This window comes from uncultured Bacteroides sp. (genome assembly GCF_910586915.1).
Taxonomy (GTDB): Bacteria; Bacteroidota; Bacteroidia; order Bacteroidales; family Bacteroidaceae; genus Bacteroides.
Genome location: NZ_CAJULN010000025.1, coordinates 17,951 through 38,345 on the forward strand (window position 1 = coordinate 17,951; position 20,395 = coordinate 38,345).

Here is a 20,395-nt window from a genome sequence, read left to right on the forward strand (position 1 = left end):
TATTGACAAGAAAGCAAAATGACTGCATTTGAGAAACAGAAAATTATAGAGGTCGTACTTTACATCCTCAATAAAACCGGTGGTATCGATTATTACCACCTGTTCAATATATTATATTTTGCCAATCAGCGCAGCCTCGTTGAATGGGGACGGGTAATGACAGCCGATAAATTCTGCGCGCTTCCCCACGGCCCCGTACCGACCATATTGTATAATACGATAAAAGGAGAAAAAAGCATCCTGTCCGGCATGAGAAAGGACATTCATGTCATAGAATATTACCTATTGCCCAAACGTGAGTCTGATACAGACTATCTGTCCCGGTACGACAGGGATGTTTTGGACGAATGTATTTCCAGATACGGGAAAATGGAATTTGCAGAACTGGAAAAGACATCCCACACAAATTGCTGGGAAAAGGCGAGGGCGCAAAAAGGAAACCATGTTATCGCCCCGGGCGACATTGCCCGCGACGGTGGTGCCAGTGAAGAGTTTATAAAGTACATCAATGATTCAATAGCGTTTGATGAAGCCCTCGGAAATTGAAATAGGGAACGTTTTTCATATTACTATGAATAAAGCTAACGGCATAACTCCTAAGCCGGGAGATACGAGCCGTGACAAATATTTTGTCGTTCTCGGTTTCGACAGTGACGGAAATGTGTATGGCGGAGTCATATTCAATTCTTATATCAATATGAATCTTCCTCCTTTTGTACAAGCGATGCAGCATTCCGTCAGAAAGGAAGATTACGATTTCCTTTCATACGACAGTTACATAGACTGTTCTTCCATCAAGACCGTAAAGAAAACCAAGCTCTTAAAAAGCAGAAACGCAGGAACGTTAGAAAAGAAAGACGTTACAATCGTCTGCGAAAAGATTAAAGAAAATTCCCATATCAGCAAAGCCGAATTGAAAAGATTTGGTTTGATATAAACGAATCCGGCAGAAAACTTCCCCCCATTCTTTTGTCAATACAGATTAAAGATTTAATTTTGCACCCCGTTTTTAGAATAAGCAATAACTAACTATTTAATCTAATTTTAAACAAAGAATGAAAAAGTTTCTTCCTGCCGGTTTATTGATACTGGCAAGCACCCTGTTTATGCTGATTAGTTGTGAAGAGAGTGCAATTCTACCGAACAACGAAGACAACAGTGGCGACAGCACCATTGTCGTAAAACCCAGTTTCCCCATCCAGATGTCCGAAGCCGACTACAACGAGGACAACACGTATTATATGCTCAACGACAACGAATCGCCCGATGTCTATTTCGACACCAGCCAGCGCAGCTTCTACGTCAACCAACCCCTGCAAATACTCTTCGACGACGAGCACTACTTCCAGCTCCGATTCTATAGCCCCCGGGCACTGAAAAACCTCACCATATGGGCGAAGATAGAGGGCTACGAAGAGGAATTCAAATTCATCGAACTCGAAAAAGTACAAGCCTTCCAACAACTCAGAGTACACATCCCCTTTGCCACGGAAGACCTGACAGCCTACACACGCAGCGGGAAAAAGATACAAATCATGGCCAACCCGTACATCTCCAAAGAGAACCTCACCTTCACCGTAGAGTGTGACGACCCGTACTGGAAATGCCTGCAATCGAACAAATGCAAATGGTACATCGCCTTCGGCAGATACAGCGACACACAAACAAGCTGGAAGTATAAGATGAAGGCGTCGCATACGCGCGAAGCGGTAGCCATCGCACTGAACATGAGCTTCATGTACTCGTCCGAAGAGTTTGAGAAAGCCTTGCACGAGTTCGGTCCGCTGCACAGCAACAACAACAAAACGGAAATAGACAAAAACGCGCTGCTCACGAAAGCACGCAACCATCAAGGACTGATTTTCGGATACACCACCGGCGTAATGGGATTGGGAGGCGGAACCACCTACGGTATGCACGAATATTGCTACCTGGAACACTATGCCGACGACAAAAGCATCACTGAAACCCTGTTCCACGAGTTTGCACACTGCTTAGGATACGGACACGCCGGAAACATGACCTACGAACAGACCGGCCCGGGATGGATAACCCTGTGTGGCACCGTCTACCGCTCGCTGTCAATTGACAAGAAAATACCGGTCTACTCCCGCCGCTTCATGCACAACCGCCGTTGCGGAAACACCTATTTCAATGACCCCTACGTAGCATCCAAATACATCATCGAAGACCCCGAACTGGATGCCATCGACGGCGGACTGTCGCTCGCAAGCGGAACCACCGACATGGGAGGAAACGACAAGGAAGCACTCACCTTCCGCCTCGACCATACGGACGTGCCTGGAGCCACGGCAACCACCTTCCGCCCCAAAGACGTATATGCATACGGCGACACGCTGTATGTGGTGAACGATGCTGCTGGAAACTTCAGCCTGGAGATTTTCAATATTGCCAATGGCAAGAAAACACATTTAGGAAGCATCAAGGAATGGACGGAAAAGAAGACTACTAATACATTCAGCAGACAACCAAACGGTGTATTCCGTGCCAACGGCAAGATTTATGTGACTCACGAAGGCAGTCGTACCGAAATCTTTGACGCGAAAGACCATAGCTTCATCACCTGCATAGGCAACGGCAACTGGGGTACATCTTCGACACAGACCATACACGCCTTCGACGTATTGGTGCACAAAGGAGTTGTCATGATTCACGACAAACGTTATGTGGACTTTGTGGAAGAACGCCTGATTCAGCCCGCAAGCACCCCGTTTATCTATACACGTACCGACAACATGGGCGAGGTGACCAACACTTACGGAATGGCGATAAACGAAAGCAACGGACTGCTGTACTCCACGCATCCCGCCAAGCGCATAGACATCTTCAACCCTGCCGGCCTGCGTGTGGGAGCCGCTCTGAAATGCAGCAAACAACTGACCTTCGCCGCGCAGCCCTACGCGCTCGACTTCTGCAAGGACCGTCTGTTTGTCAGCTTCGCCGGCAACGCCAAGCTCTGTGAAGTCGATGCCGAAACGGGTGAAATCGTGAAAGACTACACCACCGTCGGCGGCACTACGCTGCAAGCTCCCGAGAAGTTCTGCATACGCCGCAACACCCTGTTTGTAGTCGACCGCTCGAAAAACGGAGCGTGCGTCTACGCCATCCCCACAAGCGAACTTAAGTAATTATTGCAACAAAAAGAAACATCGTATGAAAAAATATACTTATCTCCTGTTGATGGCGCTTGGAGCCTTGACGGCACAATGCACCACGGAAGAGTTTGAACCCATCGTCAACAACGAAACACCCGAACCCGAAGAAGAGTACACCAACAGCTATTGGTACTACTCGTACGAAGCAACCGACCTCATAACGTGGGAAACGCTGGAGTTGGGCAGCGCGAATGAGTTTGTTCCCAACACCGTCGCCCACTTGGGCGACACCCTGTTCTTAGCAAACAGCGCGACAGCCGGCAAGACTCTGATACTGTTCAGCAAAAAAGAGAACCGCCCGCTCCGCACCTTGCAGTCGTGGGAGGCTGGCGGCAAGGAGTGGAAGTTCGGCAGCGCGATAGAAGCCATCGTACCGGCAGGCGAAAGGCTGTATGTAGCCGAGCAGCAGTCGTACATCCACGTATTCCACCTGCCGGAACTGAGCTACATCGCCAGCATCGGCAACGGCAACTGGAGCGGCCCTGTGTTCCAGGCGCAAGCGGTCACCGTGAAAGACGGACTAATCTTCGCACGCGACAAGAACGGAAAGGTGAGCGTCTACAAGGAATCGGACGTCACGCCCGAAAACAACGGGAAAATAAACCGCTACCGCCAGGCTTCGAACAACGGCAGTTATGGCAACAACGGATTCGCCTCCCACTATATGCAGCCCGACGAGGAGGGAAACATCCTGCTCACCGACTACGAGAACCAACGGATACGCGTGCTCGACCCCGCCTTAGTGAACGATGAAATGAAAAACGGAACCTCCATCGACATCGACAGCCTGGAAATGAAGCTCGCCTTCAAGCCACGGACATTTGCCACGGGCAAAGAGCGTTGGTATGCCACCGGCAACAACAATGCCATCAATATCTACGACTGCCGCGAGAAGGAATGGGCAGGCAATATAAAATCCATCAAAGGATACAGCTTCGGTCTGCCGCTACGCATCTATGCGGAGAACGACTCCGTACTTTGGGTGTCGGACACACACGCCAACAAACGCACGGTAGTGAGAATGGCAGTGCACAAAGGAGAGATACGAGACTGAAGATAGCTACAAAAAAAAGAGGGTTTTGCTAAAAACCCTCTTTTTTTTGTGCCCATATCGCATGGGCTTATATCCGTTTACTTATTATCGCCATACATTCTCGCCCGCAACTCCTTGATATGGTCTGACGTGATGTATTCGTCATACTCCATCATCTTGTCGATGATACCGTTCGGAGTCAGCTCGATGATGCGGTTGGCAACGGTCTGAATAAACTCGTGGTCGTGCGAGGAGAAAAGGATATTTCCCTTGTAAGTCTTCAGGTTGTTGTTGAAGGCCTGGATAGACTCCAAGTCCAGGTGGTTGGTAGGCGTATCCAGAATCAGGCAGTTGGCGTTGCGAAGCTGCATACGCGCAATCATACAACGCATCTTCTCCCCTCCCGAAAGCACACTCACCTTTTTCAGCACCTCTTCGCCCGAGAAGAGCATACGGCCGAGGAACCCTTTCATATACACCTCGTTGCCTTCGCCAAACTGGCTCAGCCAATCTACAAGGTTGAGGTCGGTGTTGAAGAAATCGGTGTTGTCGAGCGGCAGGTAGGCAGACGTGATGGTGACACCCCAGTTGAAGTGTCCCGCATCGGGCTTCATGTTGCCGTTGATGATTTCGAAGAAAGCAGTCATGGCACGCGGGTTGCGCGAGAGGAACACGATTTTGTCGCCCTTCTCCACGTTGAAGTTGACATCGTTGAAGAGCACCACACCCTCGTCGGTCTTCTTGCTCAACCCCGACACTTCGAGAATCTGGTTGCCCGGTTCGCGCTCGGGGGTGAAGATGATGCCGGGATATTTGCGCGAAGAGGGTTTGATTTCCTCCACGTTCAGTTTCTCCAGCATCTTCTTGCGGCTGGTGGTCTGCTTGCTCTTCGCTACGTTGGCGCTGAAACGGCGGATGAATTCCTCCAACTCCTTGCGCTTCTCCTCAGCCTTCGCCTTCTGGTTCTGCTGCTGGCGGAGTGCCAACTGGCTCGATTCGTACCAGAAACTATAGTTGCCGGCAAACATATTGATTTTTCCGTAGTCGATATCCACGGTGTGCGTACATACGGAGTCGAGGAAGTGACGGTCGTGGCTCACCACAAGCACGGTATGTTCGAAGTTGGAGAGGTACTCCTCGAGCCAGGTCACCGTCTCCATATCAAGGTCGTTGGTAGGCTCGTCCAGCAGCAGGTTGTCCGGATTTCCGTACAAGGCCTGCGCCAACATCACACGCACCTTCTCCTTACCGCTCAACTCGCCCATCAGGGTGTAATGCTTATCCTCCTTAATGCCCAGTCCGCTCAACAGCATCGCTGCGTCGCTCTCCGCATTCCATCCGTCGAGCTCGGCAAAGCGTTCTTCAAGTTCGGACACCTTCAGCCCGTCTTCGTCGGTGAAATCCTCTTTGGCGTAGAGCGCTTCGCGTTGCTTCATGATGTCCCACAACACGGTATGCCCCATCATCACGGTATCCATCACGGTAAAAGCATCCCACTTGAAGTGGTCCTGGCTCAGCACGGAAAGACGCTCGCCCGGGCCTAAGGCTATCGAACCGGTGGTGGGGTCCAAATCGCCGTATATCGTGCGGAGGAAGGTGGATTTTCCCGCACCGTTCGCACCGATAATGCCATAGCAGTTACCACTCGTAAACTTCAGGTTTACGTCATTAAACAACACTCTCTTACCAAACTGTACCGATACGTTTGAAACTGTAATCATCTTGTTTTCTACTATATTATACTGTTTACTGTTTTTCAGAACAAGACATCGGCCTTCCGACGTCATTTTAGTGCGCAAAGGTAGGCAATAAAAATGAATTATAGACTATCCCCTATGTGCCAATCTGACATAAAAGTGTTACCTTTGCTGCGTTTTTTGGCAAAACTGCCGATTTGGCAAAGTTTTTGCGGTCGGTTGTAAAAGTTGTAAAATAATAAATACCCCAATATGGAACCGAAAGAGAAAAAAATGAAGGAAGAAGAAGTGAATGTAGACGACATTCTGAATAAGGAAGCGGAGGAACAGCCGCAGGAAGAACAGGCTCAAGAGGAACAACCGCAGGAGGAACAGGCCGGAGAAACGGCTCCGCTGACGCACGAGGAAGAGCTCGAACAGGAGTTGGCAAAGGCACAAGAGACCATCGAGGAGCAGAATGACAAGTACCTGCGCCTGTCGGCGGAGTTTGACAACTACCGCAAACGCACCCTGAAGGAGAAAGCCGAACTGATTCTCAACGGCGGCGAAAAGAGCCTGAGCAGCATTCTTCCGGTGGTGGACGACTTCGAGCGCGCCATCAAGACGATGGAGACGGCTACGGACGTGAATGCCGTGAAAGAGGGTGTCGAACTGATTTACAACAAGTTCATGTCCGTGTTGGCACAAAACGGGGTGAAGGTCATCGAAACGAAAGAACACCCGTTGGATACGGACTTCCACGAAGCCATCGCCATGATTCCCGCTCCCGCAGAAGAACTGAAAGGGAAAATAATCGACTGCGTGCAAACGGGATATACGCTGAACGACAAAGTGCTGCGCCACGCCAAAGTGGTGGTGGGCGAATAACTAACTTGTAAATTTTATCCATAAGCATGGCAGAGAAAAGAGATTATTACGAAATATTGGAAGTGGCGAAAACAGCCAACGCCGATGAAATAAAGAAAGCATACCGCAAGAAAGCAATCCAGTATCACCCCGACAAGAACCCGGGCGACAAGGAAGCAGAAGAGAAATTCAAGGAAGCAGCCGAGGCTTACGAGGTGCTGAGCAACCCCGACAAGCGTGCGCGCTACGACCAGTTCGGCCATGCCGGCGTAAGCGGCGCGGCAGGCAACGGCGGACCGTTCGGAGGCGGATTCGGAGGACAGGGAATGTCAATGGATGATATCTTCTCCATGTTCGGCGATATCTTCGGAGGCCGTAGCGGTGGTTTCGGAGGCGGATTCGGAGGCTTCGGCGGATTCGGGGGCGGCAGTGGCTCACAGCAGCGCCGCCATCGCGGAAGCGACCTACGCGTGAAGGTGAAACTGACGCTGAAGGAGATTTCCGAAGGGGTGGAAAAGAAGTTCAAACTGAAGAAATATGTGCCGTGCGACCATTGTCACGGTTCGGGAGCGGAAGGCGACGGCGGCTCGGAGACTTGCCCCACCTGCGGCGGAAGTGGCTCGGTGATTCGCAACCAGCAGACGATTTTAGGCACGATGCAGACGCGCGTGGTCTGCTCGGCGTGCAACGGCGAAGGAAAAATCATCAAGAACAAGTGCAAGCACTGCGGCGGCGACGGAATCGTTTACGGCGAAGAGTTGGTGACGGTGAAAATCCCTGCCGGAGTAGCAGAGGGTATGCAGCTGTCGATGAGCGGTAAGGGTAACGCCGGAAAGCACAACGGGGTTGCGGGCGATTTGCTGATTCTTGTAGAGGAGGAAGCGCATCCGGACCTGATTCGCGATGAGAATGACTTGATTTATAACCTGTTGCTGAGTTTCCCGACGGCAGCGTTGGGCGGCGCAGTGGAGATTCCGACCATCGACGGCAAGGTGAAAGTGAAGATTGACTCGGGCACGCAGCCGGGGAAAGTGCTTCGCCTGCGCAGCAAGGGATTGCCCGACGTAAACGGATATGGCAAGGGGGACTTGCTGGTGAATATCAGTATTTATGTGCCGGAGGCACTCAATAAAGAAGAGAAGGCGATGTTGGAGAAGATGGAAGAGTCGGACAACTTCAAGCCCAGCACTTCGGTGAAGGAGAAGATTTTCAAGAAGTTCAAAACATTCTTTGATTAAAGCGGGACTCCCCACGGATTGTTAATCCGTGGGGAGTTTTGTATTACTTCACAATTATCTCGTCTGTAAATATCCAGCCGCCAAACTCCTTACCGGCTTGCGCCTGGTAACGGATGTATCTTCCTTTGGTCTCTCCTTCCCAAGAGATATCGGTGAATTGGATGGGGATTTCTTTGGTCACTTCAAACGTCTGGTGCTTCAACACTGTGAAGTCAGTTCCATTGTCCGAAACGGAAATCGTGACGGACGCAGGCAGGAACACCTCCGCACCCACCACCTGCATAAAGGCGGCAGCAACGGAACGGATGGAGGTCTCCTCTTCCATATCAATCGTCACATCCAGGCGTTTGCCGGAGATAAAGCCTTGCCAGGAACCGTCGCCGTAGGTCCAATCGCCGCGCACGCCGTCCGTCAGGGCAGTGTTTCCCTGGGCAGCATAGTGCGAGTTGAACGGCGCATTGTAAATCACCTTCTTGCCACGGGCAAGATGCTCTACCGGCTCCAACGACTCGGGGCGGTGTCCGATTTCGTTTTTCAAATCGAAAGGATGATAACCTTTCTCCTGCAAGTCTGCCACGGCGTTCAGCGCACGGGCACGGAAGTCTGTCCACGATTTACGCTCGGGAGCCGACCAGGCCACCTCTGCCAAAGCCAACAAGCGGGGATACATCATATATTCCACGTGTTCCGGCGTCGGGATATACTCTGTCCAGAGATTTGCCTGCACCCCGTAGACCAACTCCGCCTGCGCTGCCGTCAACGATGCGGGAACCGGATTGTAAGCATACACCTTTTCCAACGGCAGGTATCCGCCGATGGCTTCGGGCTGCGAATAGGGAGCATCCTGATAGCTGTCGAAATAGCAATGGCTGCCCGGTGTCATCACCGCACGGTGGCCGGAAACAATGGCGGCAATACCTCCCTCCTCGCTACGCCACGACATCACCGTAGCGTTTGGCGCCAAACCGCCTTTCAGTATCTCGTCCCAACCGAGCAGGCGGCGCCCACGGCTATTGAGAAACTTCTCGATGCGGTGTATCAGATAGCTTTGCAGCCCTTCCACGTGCGTGAGGTGCTCCTCTTCCATCCGTTTCTTGCACTTCGGACACTCTTTCCACGCCGCCATACCGGCTTCGTCGCCACCCACATGGATGTATTCCGAGGGGAAAAGCTCCATCACTTCGGTCAGCACGTTTTCAAGGAAGGTGAAGGTCTCTTCATTGCCCACACAGAAATCGGCGTTCTTATACGGCTCGCCCGCGCAGGAGATGTGCGGATAGGCGGCAAGCGTCTCTTCCGAATGGGCAGGCATCTCGATTTCGGGAATCACCGTGATAAAGTGACGGTGGGCATAGGCTACAATCTCGCGGATGTCGTCCTGCGTGTAGTAACCGCCCGAAGCTCCCGGCTCGTCGAAACGGAGGTATTTGCGGTCGCCGTTCCACCACTTCTTCCAGTTGGCTTCCGTACGCCAAGCGGCAAAGTCGGTGAGACGGGGGTACTGCTTGATTTCAATGCGCCAGCCTGCCGCATCGGTGAGATGGAGGTGAAGGCGGTTGATTTTATAGTACGCCAGCGCGTCTATCTGCTTCTTCACAAACTCTTTTGTGAAGAAATGACGCGACACGTCGAGCATAAAGCCGCGATAGGCGAAACGCGGCGTATCTTGTATCTCGACAGCACCGACGGAATAGCTGCCTGCACCCGACGGGCGGAGCAGTTGCAGCAGGGTTTGCATCCCGTAAAACAATCCGGCTCCCGAGGTGGCTTCAATCCGAATCCGTTCGGGAGTGACGGAGAGGGTGTAGCTTTCGGGAGAGGGCAAGAGGTCGCTCTTGTCGGTTATCAGCAGGGAAAGGAGTTGACGGGTGTCTCTCTTCTTCCCTTTTTTCAGATGGAGGGGCAATGTCTGTAGGCACTCTTCCCACAGTTGAGCCTCTTCTCCTTGCAGGTTTGTATAAAGTTTTGTCTTTTCGGAGAGTAAAAAAGAGCCCGTACCCTGCTCCATCTTCAAAGGGGCAGGAATAACGGACTGTGCCTGGAGGGAATGTGCGGCGAGGCACATTCCCAATACCCATAAGAAAAGACAGACTTTAGCGTATCTGTTTCTTCTATTCATCAATCTATAGTGATTTCGTCTACAAATAAGAAGGCGGGATTGCCTTTACCGCCATGCCATGCGGGGATTTCTCTTTCGGAGAGGGCAACCACTTTCACATATCGGGTTTTCACCGGTTCGAACGAGAGTTTGTGCTCGTAGATACCGTTCTTATCGCTTTGCAGCAGAGCAGGATACTCTTCGGAAGCTACTTTGGTGAAGCTCTGTCCGTCTTCGGATACCTCTACCGAGAATCCTCTTGCATCAAATACCCAATCGCCCTTCTCTACACAAGTAGAAATGGCAACGCTCGAAATTTCGGTGGGTTGCTGGAGGTCAATGGTCACATCCATGTCGTTCTTGTAGAATGCAATCCAACGGCCGGTCTTGTAGTTGCCGTTTCCTTTCAGGCCGTCTACCAATGTAGATTCGCCTTTAAACATATATTGTTTATTGACGGGCTGGTTGGCTACAATGGGTTTCATGCTCGATTTGCTGAAATTGATTTTTTCCGAAACCACATGGCTGTTTCCGGCAGGACGAACGGCAACGGCAGCGAAATCGGCGTTCTCTTTGATTTTCAGCGTGCCTTCGTACAACGGAGAAGCGGCAGTGGGTTCCGTGCCGTCCAATGTGTAGTGGATGGGAGCATCGTCGATGGTTTTCAGCGTGATGTCCAACGTACCTTCGGCGGGGTTGGGAGTGTATTCGGCTGTTACGTCAAACACGTGTTTGGCGTAGTTATAACCTTCGGCATCGTACCACTGAATGAGACGAGGCAGACGCGATAGGAAGCATTCGTAGTTCTTCTTTTCGGGAGCAGACCACTGCACTTCGGCAAGGGCAGCCCAACGCGGCAATACCATGTACTGAGCGTGAGAGAACGTAGGAACGTATTCTGTCCAAAGGTTAGCCTGCACACCCTTGATGTATTTCTGTTCTTCGGGAGTGAGGGAAGCCGGCATCGGCTCGTAGCTGTACACTCTCTCAACAGGCAGATAGCCACCGATGGCAAGAGGTTCGTTCTCGGTGTCTTTTGTCTGATAGTAATCTAAATACAGGTAAGTGTTCGGCGTCATGATAACATCGTGTTGCTGTTTGGCTGCCTGGATACCGCCGCCTTCGCCACGCCATGACATCACAGTTGCGTTCGGTGCGAGACCGCCTTCGAGGATTTCATCCCAACCGATAATCTGACGTCCGTGGTTGTTCAGGAATTTCTCGATATGATTGATGACAAAACTTTGCAGACGCTCTTCTTTGGTATGCTTGTCGTCCGACTTCAAGCCCAACGCCTTGATGCGTGCTTGGCACTTCGGACATTTCTCCCAACGTACTTTCGGACATTCGTCGCCACCTACGTGGATGTATTCCGAGGGGAAGATTTCGAGAAGTTCGGCATATACGTCTTCGAGGAACTTCAACACCTGGTCGTTGCCAGCACAGAGCACATCTTCGGATACACCCCACATACGCCATACTTCGTACGGGCCACCTGTACATCCGAGTTCAGGATAAGCGGCAAGAGCAGCCTGCATATGTCCCGGAAGGTCGATTTCGGGAATCACCGTGATGTAGCGTTCGGCAGCATAGGCTACGATTTCTTTCGCCTGCTCCTGTGTGTAGTATCCTTCGTACGGCTTGCCGTCATACTCGCCGGAGTTGCGTCCGATGACTGTCTCTGTACGCTTGGAACCGATTTCGGTCAGTTTCGGATATTTCTTGATTTCCAAACGCCAGCCCTGGTCTTCGGTGATGTGCCAGTGGAAACGGTTCATGTTGTGCAGAGCCATCATGTCAATGTAGGTCTTCACTTCGTCTACCGTAAAGAAGTGACGGCTGGTGTCGAAGTGTGCGCCACGATATGCAAAACGGGGCGCGTCTTTTATCTCTACCGCCGGCAGAGCCACATCGGCACCTACGGCGATGGGCAATGACTTACGCAAAGACTGGATACCGTAGAATACGCCGGCTTCCGTAGGACCGGTGATGGTGATTCCGTCGCCGGCAACCGTCAACTGGTAGGATTCGGGATTCTCGGCTTCTGCGCCCAAAGCCAACACAATGGCGTTCTTGCCTTCCGTTCCGGCTTCAACGGCAAACTCTTTTCCGGTAGCCGTTTTCAGATAGTCGGCAAGGAACTGTGCGTTGCGTTGCATCTTTTCGTTACCTTCCGGATAAAGGATTTTCACTCCGCTCTTAAGGATAAAGGGATTTCCCTGAGCTGTAACGATTTCCTGCGGCATGGGGATGATTTGGTAATCGGCCTCCTGCTGTGCCGACTGGCACGAAGCAAAAACTCCCGCTACCGCTAAGCATCCGGTTAGTTTTAAGAATTGTTTCATAAACTGAAATTTTAGTGTTAATGGATATTTAATTGTAAGTTTGGCGAATATGTCTGAGTCTCACCGGCAACGCTTCTCCTTTCTTTATCTGGGGAGAGGTGATGACGACCGTCTTGCGCTCTCCGGGCAAAAGGTCGAAGAAGTTGTCGCTGAAACGGGCACCCTGCAAAGGTACTTCGATAAAGAGGTCTTTTGCCAGGGCAGGAGAAAGAAGCGTCAGTTCGCATCTGCCGTCTGTCTGCTTCATCTTACAGGTGATGTTCGTTTCGGGCAGCAGCAGTTCTTTGGTCTTTTCAAAGAAATGGACTGTTTCGGCTACCGTACGACCGGATTTGTCTTTCAGGGTGAGCTGCATGAAACAACGACGCAGGTCATCCGCAAGCGGGTGCTTTGCCGGAGAGAACAAAGCGTTGAGCGGCGTGCGATAGACACACTGCGAGGTGTTGGCAGGAAGAGACAACGAAGGAAGGACAACGGTCTTTCCGGCTTTCTTGCCTGCAAAATTCGTCAGTTTCATCTCCAGTGTCAGCTTCTCCATCGCATCAAGACAGTCGGAAAGCAGGTAGACGCACAGTGTGTCGTTCTGACAGATAGGGTTAATATGGAGAGGGGCAAAAGCACGTTTCGCCTGATAGTGCAGGGCTTTCCAGTTGCCGTAGTAGTCGATACCCGACCACGAAACAACAGGCCAGCTATCGTTCAACTGCCAGTATAACGTACCCATACAGTAGGGACGGTTGCGGCGGTGGGCTTCCAATCCGTGGCGGATACCCTGCCCCTGCAATACGAGTCCGACATAAACGAAGTCCTCAAACTTCTCGGGTACAATATAGTCGCGTTCCATATAGGTACGAATCAGATGATTGCCGATACTGCTCTTCTGATGGGCGTTCATCACTTCCGATTCAATCTGATAATCTTCGGGAGAGGCGAAGGCAGCAATGGTTTTCATCTCGGGGAAGGACTGGAAACCGAACTCGCTCATGAAACGCGGCAAATCGGTATCCAACGATTCAAAGGGTTTCTGTCCGTACCAGACGCCCCAGTTGTGGCTATCTCCTATCCCCCACGATTCGGGACGCCCCCAGTTGGCAAGATAGGGAGAGCTGTGGACATAGAAGCGGTCGGCATCGAGCTCTTTCACCTTAGCGGGGAGCAGCTCGCGGAAGAGTTTGTCGTAGCCGGCCAGCATCCCTTGATAGATTTCGGGGGTGTATTTCTTCTGATAGCCCCAGTATTTCAGGGCTTCGAGTATTTCGTTGTTGCCGCACCACATTGCCAACGAAGGGTGGTTGCGCAGGCGGCGGATGTTGTAGCAGGCTTCCTGCTCTACCCTCTTCAGGAATGTGGGGTCGGACGGATAAGGGGTGCAGGCAAACATAAAGTCCTGCCATACCAATATTCCGTTCTCGTCTGCCAAGTCGTAGAAGCGGTCGTCTTCATAGACTCCGCCGCCCCATACGCGAACGACGTTCATGTTCGCTTCCTTGATGTCGCGGAACAAGGTCCGGTAGCGTTCGGCGGTTACATTGGGTAACAATGCGTCTTGGGGGATGTAGTTGGCTCCCTTCGCAAACATCGGTACGCCGTTTACTTCAAAATAGAAGGATTCTCCGTCTGCATCTTTTTCATTCACCAGGCAGACGGTTCGCAACCCGATTCGGTGGGACTGCTCGGCAACGATGTTGCCTTCGGTGACGATTTGGGCGGAGAAGTCGTACAAAGCCGGAGTTCCCCAGCCGTTCGGCATCCAACGTACGGGAGAGAGAATCTCCGTAGGGATTTCGATGCGGTTGACACCGGGTTGCAGGGTGACTGTCCGGCTAACGGCGGACGCCTGTTTCCCTTCGAGCGATGCCTGGATTTTGATTTCCGCTTGAATGGGGCGGGAAAGTATGTTGTTTATCTCCAGTTCATTGGACAGTTGTGCAGCCCGGTCGGTCAGCGACAGTTGCTTCACGTGGTAGTCGCTGATGGAGGCGGCATCGTAGAAACGGAGGGTCACCGGACGCCAGACGCCACTGGTCACCATACGGATTCCCCAGTCCCAACCGTAGCTGTAAGGAGCTTTGCGGGAGAATACACTCAGGTGCTTCTCGTGGTGGTCGTTGTCGGCAGGATAGTTGAATCCGTTGGATGCGTATTGGGGCAATGTCTGCCGGATGGGCGAATGGAAATAGATATGGAGAAGGTTCTCTCCGGGACGGAGGTATTCCTTCACGGGGATTGTGTAGCCGACAAACATATTGTCGGCTTTCAATAGTAAAGCACCGTTGAGGTAGACATCGGCGTAGGTGTCGAGTCCCTCGAAGGTGAGCCGGGCGTCGTCACGTTTCAGTTGTTCGGCGGTGACTGTGAATGCGGTCCTGTATTCCCAGTCTTCATTTTCGACCCACTGGATTTTCTGTTCGTTGGTTCCGTAGAAAGGATTGGGAAGGAGGTTGTGCTGAATAAGGTCCTGATGCACCGTGCCGGGAACTTCGGCGGTGCGCCATAGCTCTGTCCCCACTTGAGAAAACTCCCAGCCTGAATGTAAAGTAAGAACCTCCGAATTGTCATTGCTTTGCGCACAAGCCATGCTACAACAGTAAAATAATCCGCACGCTATCAGTGCTTTTTTTCCAGTTAAATTCATCATCATAGTGGGGCATTAGATATTAACGGTGTCAAAGATATTGTTTTTTCATTAAATTCCCCTGATAATTTAACAAAATCTTGGTTTCACCTGTTATTATTGTTCCTATTCGAGCGTAATCCTGACGATTTCGGGAGTGCGGATACTGGGCTTCAATTCGCCGTTTATGTGGTAATAGGTCTTATCCCATCCGGTCAATGCTGCTCCGGCACGTGCCGTATGCGGGGTGCGGGCAACCTCCTGCCAGGTGTCTTGGCTGATGTTATATACCAATATCCGGTCGTTGAATCTGTACCATTCGACAGGATGAAGAAGATAGTCCTTTTCGGGATTGCGGAGAGCGGCAAGGAAAATATCCTTATTCACTCCGCCCGTGCAAAATATCAGGTTCTCGTGGATGGCGACGGCTGTTCCACCACCTAAGGAAATGGTTTCACCGTCGTTGCTTGTCGGAGCAGCCACGGGAGTCCACTGGCGGGATGCAGAAGAGTAACAATAGCCGTCGGTGGAAAGCGTAGCGGGCTTGCCATCGGCGGAAGCGGCAAATCCACCCCACAGGAAGATGCGTGCTTCGCCATCTTTAAGCTGTCCGGCACAGACGGCTTGCGTCCGCGGGTCTCCGGGAAAGCCGGGCAACTCCTGCCATCCGGCTTCCGGATGGTCCAGGTCGAGGCAAAGGAATGAGTTGGAGGGTTTGCCGTTTTTGTTACCTCCGGCTACAAACAGTTGCCTGCCTACCAACGTACCGCACATATTGTCCAATGCATAGGGCAAGGCGGGAAGGGACTCTATCGCGACTTTTCTTTGTTTTGCCGCCTTCGGTTTTTTGCCCCAACTGATTTTAAAGACGGATGTCAGTGCCTCTTTTCCATCGGTTCCCCCGATGCAGATGATGCCGTCCGGACAGGAGACGGAAACGCCGTAAGCGGCAGCAACGGGCAGCTCTCCCACCTTACGCCAGGCAAGCACCGTATCAGGGCTCAGCGTCGCCGCATAAATGCCCCGATAAAATTTCTTCTTTCCTCCGGCACTGGCAGGAGTACCGGGGAAATTGCAACCTCCCGCCATCAGCAGCTCACCTCTCAGAATACCCGAATAGCAGGCGGAAACACCCGATGTAATCCCTTTCTCCGAACGGGGGAATCCTGCCATCTTCTGCCAACGGATATCCGTAACGAATCGCCCGGGGGCTTCCGCACGGAAGGTGGAAGCGGGCAGCCCCTCTTCGTTCTCCAGATTCGCCCGCGTGAAAGGTTGCCAGCCGTAGCGGATGTAGCGCGGATGTTTTACCTGTTTGCTGTAGACTTTGACTTTACCGTCTACCACCTCGGCAACGGCAGGGTAATAAACGCCGTCCGTCTCGGCAACTTCAAACGTACGCAAAGGAGCGCCATCCGAACTTTTCAGCCCTTTGCCGTAGTCGAATGTCACAAACACCGCATCTTCACGGAACTCCGCACAACGGAACAACGGACCCGACGGCACTACGTCCGACAGGCCATACGTCTGATGCAAAGCCCAACGTGCCAACCGTTCGCCAATGGGTTTCTTGTTTCTCGGGTGCACGTCCAACGAATCTCCGCAATCGCTCGATACTGCCATACCGGTATGGGGTATCCCGTTCATCAGCCTACGCTGGCTGTCGCGGAACCACGGCCACGATGGGCGGGCGATGCTGGAAAGCTGGACGTAGTAGAACGGCAGTTCTTCATTCTTCCAATTCTTGCGCCAACTGCCGACCAACAGTTGGAAGAGTTTTTCGTGGGCTTCGCGATTGTGGGCATTCGATTCTCCCTGATACCAGATGACTCCTTTGAGGGGATATTGCTCCAACGGACGAATACCTGCCTCGTACAAGTAGCAAGGTTCGTAAGGGTGTCGCTGGAATTTCTCTTTCGACAGCTTGACATTCAGTGCGGCGCGTCCGCGTACCCAGTCTTGTATAAAGTCATTATTTGTCCAGTCTTTCAGGATAGCGGGAAAGTGGTATTCCAATGTGTGACGGTCGACCCATGCTTCGGCAGGGGAACCGCCGACTGCATTGCATATCAGCCCCACGGGGACTTTCAGGCTGTCCTGCAACATCCGGCCGAAATAATAAGCGATTGCCGAGAAACGGGCAGCATTGTCGGGGGTGCAGGTTTGCCAGGTTGTCTCTTTATAATATTGGAGATGATTCAGAGAGTCAAGTACGGAAGCATCCCATTGCACGGGGTTCGTACGCCAACGTGCTTTCATATCATAGAGACGCAACCGTCCGTTGGCGGCCTGCGGGATGTCTTTCTGTCCGGTAGTGGATTGGTTCAGCATAAATTCCATATTCGACTGACCGGAACAGAGCCAGACCTCCCCTATCAGGACATCCGTATATTTCAAAGTCTTTCGGGGAGTGGAGATTGTCAGTGTGTACGGGCCGCCGGCTTTCAAAGGCGATAGTCTCAGCGACCATTTCCCGTCTGCTGCGGTTTGGGTACTCCACTGCTGTCCGTCTATGCGGACGGTCACTTGCTCTCCGGCATCGGCCGTTCCCTGTATCAGCAAGGGGGTATCACGCTGGAGAACCATGTGGTCTGTATAAAGCGGGGATAATTTCAGTCCGCCATAGTCGCCGGTGATGGCCGAATAAACCTTTCCGGCCATGATGGTTGCTCCTTCGGCAGTGGGATGTACGGCGTCCGGCAGCAGGAAAGGATATGGGTAAAGCGGCTCGTGGAAATCGGTCAACTGCACACCGGCATAGCGTGCTACCGTCTCGATGGCCGTCTGTATCTCGCCGTGCCAGTCGCGGGTGCCCGATAGGAAACGCGGGTGACGGTCGGCAATCGGAGTCATCCGCGCTACGATAATCCGTGCGTCGGGATTGACTTGGCGGAAGGTGTCGATGAGATTCAAGTAATCTTTCACAAAGAAGTCGCGATAGTTGGGCCAGTTGCGAGGGTCGGTATCATTGATTCCCAAATGAATGACAACGATGTCGCCTGCAAAGTCCAATGCTTTCCGGTATTCTTCCTGTTGGGTATAAGGACGGTGTCCCTGATTGAGCAGGGTGGCGCCGGGCTTTCCGAAGTTACCGACCTCGTAACGGTCGCCCAACAACTTCTGCAACTGTACGGGATAAGACTGCGTTGCACGGTCGGACAATCCGGTTCCGTAGGTGATGCTGTTTCCCACGCAGGCTACTTTGGTCCGTTTCTGCTGGGCAGAGAGTGCCCAACAGGCAAACAGACAGAGAGATAGAATCAGAATCTTTTTCATGTGTTTCCTCCCTTGTTTATTTCTTTCGGATATAAGGTTTTACAATCTCCACCCATTTCAGATAGCCTTTTCCCAACAGATGCAGGCCGTCATTCGTATAGGCAGTGTTCATCTTTCCGGTTGCCTTGTCTATGAAATGCGAGTACAAGTCGATGTAGGTCACTCCTTCTTTGTCTGCCAGGCGGGCCAATCCTTCATTGATTTCCGGCACAACCTGCCAACGGGAGGTATGACCTTTAAACATATTGTAATGGTCGGTCACCGGAAGAACGCTTTGCAGATACAGCCTGGTCTTCGGTGAATCCGCCTTAATCTTCCCGACAATCATCCCGATACGTGCCACAATGGTGTCGGCGGGAGTACCACGGCTGACGTCGTTGATACCAATCAGCAGGAATATTTTTGCAGGCTTTCCTTTCAGGATAGCATCCAGACGGTCGTACACTCCCATACAAATGTCGCCGCTGATACCCCGGTTTTTGATGTGTTTGTTACCAAACAGTTCCGCCCATTCGGCGCCGTTCGTGATGCTGTTTCCCAAGAAAACGATATCGTCCGAAGTAATCGGAAGCTCTTCAAACAGGGTGGCACGCTGATAATAAAACGTAGAGTACTTGCGCTCCTGTGCACGGCCTGCCCAAGCCAGGGCCAACATAAGCACCGCTAAGAAAAAGGTCTTTTTCATGACTGTTCTTTTTTTAATCCTGATTCGTTATTTCCATGTTTTGTCCGGCGAATAAACAAGTCCGTCCAATGCTTTCTGCCCGTCGGGGGTAACAAAAACAGCCGTGAACATCCACTTCACCAACCGGACTTCGGGAGAAACGAACTTTCCTACCGGCAGTTTGATAAATACTTTATTCCATCCTTTCTTCAGGTGAACTTCCAAAGGAGGACGTACCACGCAGTTTTCATTGCCCAAAGCTATTTCATTGCTTTTGGTGCGATGAGTGGCTGTCCATACGGGCGGCAGTATCTCCTCTTCATTTATCCAGATACGGCTTTCCTTATAATCCCATTTCCCCTGCAAAGGAGGAAGGTCGGGTTCCGAACGGCTATAATTCTGAAATTCGGCCCACAAGCCGGCTGTCTGCTCTTTCGGCGAGTAGACATAGGTGTAAGCATAGGCGGTATGGTTCTCTTTCGGTTCTTTATAGAATCCGGGGACAAACGTACCCCATACGTGACGCAGGTAGATACCAGCTCCAGTGGCAGGACGTACCCGGTAGGTGTTCCCGTCATAGGTGTAGCTATCCTGCAAGCTCTCTTCGGGCGGGAAAGCCTTTATCAAATCTCCCCCATTCGGAAATGCGTCCGTGATGTTCCATTTCACATTTGTCTGACGGACGTAGGCGAAGGGATAACCGGCAAAGGTGTGTTCCTTATGCCACAGCAAGCGGCGTTCGAAATCGGCAAACTCCTTGAATTGAGGCGATTGTGTGTCGGTAGGGAGTATGGTTCCGTTCTTGTCGAAATATTCGGTTCCACCGCCTCTCCAGGCACGTTCTGCGATAGCCAGCATATTGGGATAGAAGTTGTTGCCGGCAATCAGATCCCATTCGGAATCAACGAGCCGGTCGTTCCAAATAGCTAAGATGGTTCCCGCCAAATCGTCGCTTCCTTGTTCCTGATTGTAAACACGGCTGTTGTACAATGCGACAATATCGCCGAATGTATCGAAATGGTTCAGGTAGTGGAAACGCGAATCGATGGCAGGAATACCTTCCTGAGCCTTTCCACGGTAGCTCCACAGTTGTGTCATGTCAATCTCTCCGGGTTTGTAGTGCCACCCCGGATTCCATGAGATAACCTTTTTGCCTTTGGAGCGTACATAAGATACCATCTCGGGCACAAAACGGGGATTGGTGAACTGAACTTCGTCCGTGCCGATGTGCAAATAAGGGACATCAAACGTCTCGCATACCTCGTCCAACAGGAGTTTCAGTATCTTCATCCCTTCGGGACTTTGCATATCGTGACGGAAGGTGCGTACGAAGGCGGCACTGTGTCCGGGTATATCTATTTCGGGAATCAGCGTCATGTGATGCTGCTTGCAGAAAGCCACCAACTCT

The 20,395-nt window shown here is 51.8% G+C and carries 13 protein-coding genes; 6 read left to right on the forward strand and 7 right to left on the reverse strand.

All coding sequences use genetic code 11. The annotated features are described in order from the left end of the window. Positions 1-18 precede the first annotated feature (18 nt). The 4 genes from QZ331_RS09800 (at position 19) to QZ331_RS09815 (ending at position 4,230) form a co-directional block, all read left to right on the forward strand. Entirely contained in the window at positions 19-546 is a 528-nt protein-coding gene (locus QZ331_RS09800; RefSeq protein ID WP_294629773.1) for a Panacea domain-containing protein, read from the forward strand. A gap of 25 nt (positions 547-571) precedes the next feature. Beyond that, positions 572-937 carry a hypothetical protein gene (locus QZ331_RS09805; RefSeq protein ID WP_294629775.1) on the forward strand — a complete coding sequence of 122 codons (366 nt, stop codon included), beginning with the start codon at positions 572-574 and terminating at the stop codon, positions 935-937. Between the two features lie 118 nt (positions 938-1,055). Further along, on the forward strand, positions 1,056-3,149 hold the full coding sequence (locus QZ331_RS09810; RefSeq protein WP_294629777.1) for a hypothetical protein: 2,094 nt from the start codon (positions 1,056-1,058) through the stop codon (positions 3,147-3,149). Between the two features lie 25 nt (positions 3,150-3,174). Continuing rightward, entirely contained in the window at positions 3,175-4,230 is a 1,056-nt protein-coding gene (locus QZ331_RS09815; RefSeq protein WP_294629779.1) for a quinoprotein amine dehydrogenase, read from the forward strand. A 77-nt stretch (positions 4,231-4,307) separates the two neighbouring features. Here the strand turns inward: QZ331_RS09815 and QZ331_RS09820 are convergent, their stop codons facing one another. After that, positions 4,308-5,930 carry an ATP-binding cassette domain-containing protein gene (locus tag QZ331_RS09820; protein ID WP_294629781.1) on the reverse strand — a complete coding sequence of 541 codons (1,623 nt, stop codon included), beginning with the start codon at positions 5,928-5,930 and terminating at the stop codon, positions 4,308-4,310. A gap of 228 nt (positions 5,931-6,158) precedes the next feature. On the opposite strand from QZ331_RS09820, the gene QZ331_RS09825 reads away from it, so the two are divergent. Then, positions 6,159-6,773: a nucleotide exchange factor GrpE gene (locus QZ331_RS09825; protein ID WP_294629783.1), complete on the forward strand. Its 615-nt coding sequence runs from the start codon at positions 6,159-6,161 to the stop codon at positions 6,771-6,773. A gap of 26 nt (positions 6,774-6,799) precedes the next feature. After that, complete coding sequence (gene dnaJ / locus QZ331_RS09830) at positions 6,800-7,990, forward strand: molecular chaperone DnaJ (RefSeq protein ID WP_294629785.1); 1,191 nt, start codon at positions 6,800-6,802, stop codon at positions 7,988-7,990. Between the two features lie 43 nt (positions 7,991-8,033). On the opposite strand, the gene QZ331_RS09835 is transcribed toward dnaJ, so the two are convergent. The 6 genes from QZ331_RS09835 to QZ331_RS09860 form a co-directional block, all read right to left on the reverse strand. Further along, on the reverse strand, positions 8,034-10,109 hold the full coding sequence (locus QZ331_RS09835; protein WP_294629787.1) for a family 20 glycosylhydrolase: 2,076 nt from the start codon (positions 10,107-10,109) through the stop codon (positions 8,034-8,036). Beyond that, positions 10,109-12,433 (reverse strand): glycoside hydrolase family 20 protein, encoded by a 2,325-nt coding sequence (locus QZ331_RS09840; protein ID WP_294629789.1) that lies wholly within the window; start codon positions 12,431-12,433, stop codon positions 10,109-10,111. The genes QZ331_RS09835 and QZ331_RS09840 overlap by 1 nt, the downstream gene beginning before the upstream one ends. A gap of 28 nt (positions 12,434-12,461) precedes the next feature. After that, positions 12,462-15,074: a glycoside hydrolase family 2 protein gene (locus QZ331_RS09845; protein WP_294629790.1), complete on the reverse strand. Its 2,613-nt coding sequence runs from the start codon at positions 15,072-15,074 to the stop codon at positions 12,462-12,464. Positions 15,075-15,173: 99 nt separating this feature from the next. Then, positions 15,174-18,323: a cyclically-permuted mutarotase family protein gene (locus QZ331_RS09850; protein WP_294629792.1), complete on the reverse strand. Its 3,150-nt coding sequence runs from the start codon at positions 18,321-18,323 to the stop codon at positions 15,174-15,176. Between the two features lie 16 nt (positions 18,324-18,339). Then, complete coding sequence (locus tag QZ331_RS09855; protein ID WP_294629794.1) at positions 18,340-19,008, reverse strand: SGNH/GDSL hydrolase family protein; 669 nt, start codon at positions 19,006-19,008, stop codon at positions 18,340-18,342. Positions 19,009-19,035: 27 nt separating this feature from the next. Next, positions 19,036-20,395, reverse strand: a 1,360-nt coding sequence (locus tag QZ331_RS09860) for a beta-N-acetylhexosaminidase (RefSeq protein WP_294629796.1), incomplete at its 5' end; no start/stop codon positions are given.

Bases quoted from the DNA above. Each gene is read 5' to 3' on its own strand.
- QZ331_RS09805 (WP_294629775.1), top strand. From the start codon at position 572: ATGAATAAAGCTAACGGCATAACTCCTAAGCCGGGAGATACGAGCCGT.
- dnaJ (WP_294629785.1), top strand. From the start codon at position 6,800: ATGGCAGAGAAAAGAGATTATTACGAAATATTGGAAGTGGCGAAAACA.
- QZ331_RS09800 (WP_294629773.1), top strand. From the start codon at position 19: ATGACTGCATTTGAGAAACAGAAAATTATAGAGGTCGTACTTTACATC.
- QZ331_RS09855 (WP_294629794.1), bottom strand. From the start codon at position 19,008: ATGAAAAAGACCTTTTTCTTAGCGGTGCTTATGTTGGCCCTGGCTTGG.
- QZ331_RS09815 (WP_294629779.1), top strand. From the start codon at position 3,175: ATGAAAAAATATACTTATCTCCTGTTGATGGCGCTTGGAGCCTTGACG.
- QZ331_RS09845 (WP_294629790.1), bottom strand. From the start codon at position 15,074: ATGATGATGAATTTAACTGGAAAAAAAGCACTGATAGCGTGCGGATTA.
- QZ331_RS09850 (WP_294629792.1), bottom strand. From the start codon at position 18,323: ATGAAAAAGATTCTGATTCTATCTCTCTGTCTGTTTGCCTGTTGGGCA.
- QZ331_RS09840 (WP_294629789.1), bottom strand. From the start codon at position 12,433: ATGAAACAATTCTTAAAACTAACCGGATGCTTAGCGGTAGCGGGAGTT.
- QZ331_RS09825 (WP_294629783.1), top strand. From the start codon at position 6,159: ATGGAACCGAAAGAGAAAAAAATGAAGGAAGAAGAAGTGAATGTAGAC.
- QZ331_RS09820 (WP_294629781.1), bottom strand. From the start codon at position 5,930: ATGATTACAGTTTCAAACGTATCGGTACAGTTTGGTAAGAGAGTGTTG.
- QZ331_RS09810 (WP_294629777.1), top strand. From the start codon at position 1,056: ATGAAAAAGTTTCTTCCTGCCGGTTTATTGATACTGGCAAGCACCCTG.
- QZ331_RS09835 (WP_294629787.1), bottom strand. From the start codon at position 10,109: ATGAATAGAAGAAACAGATACGCTAAAGTCTGTCTTTTCTTATGGGTA.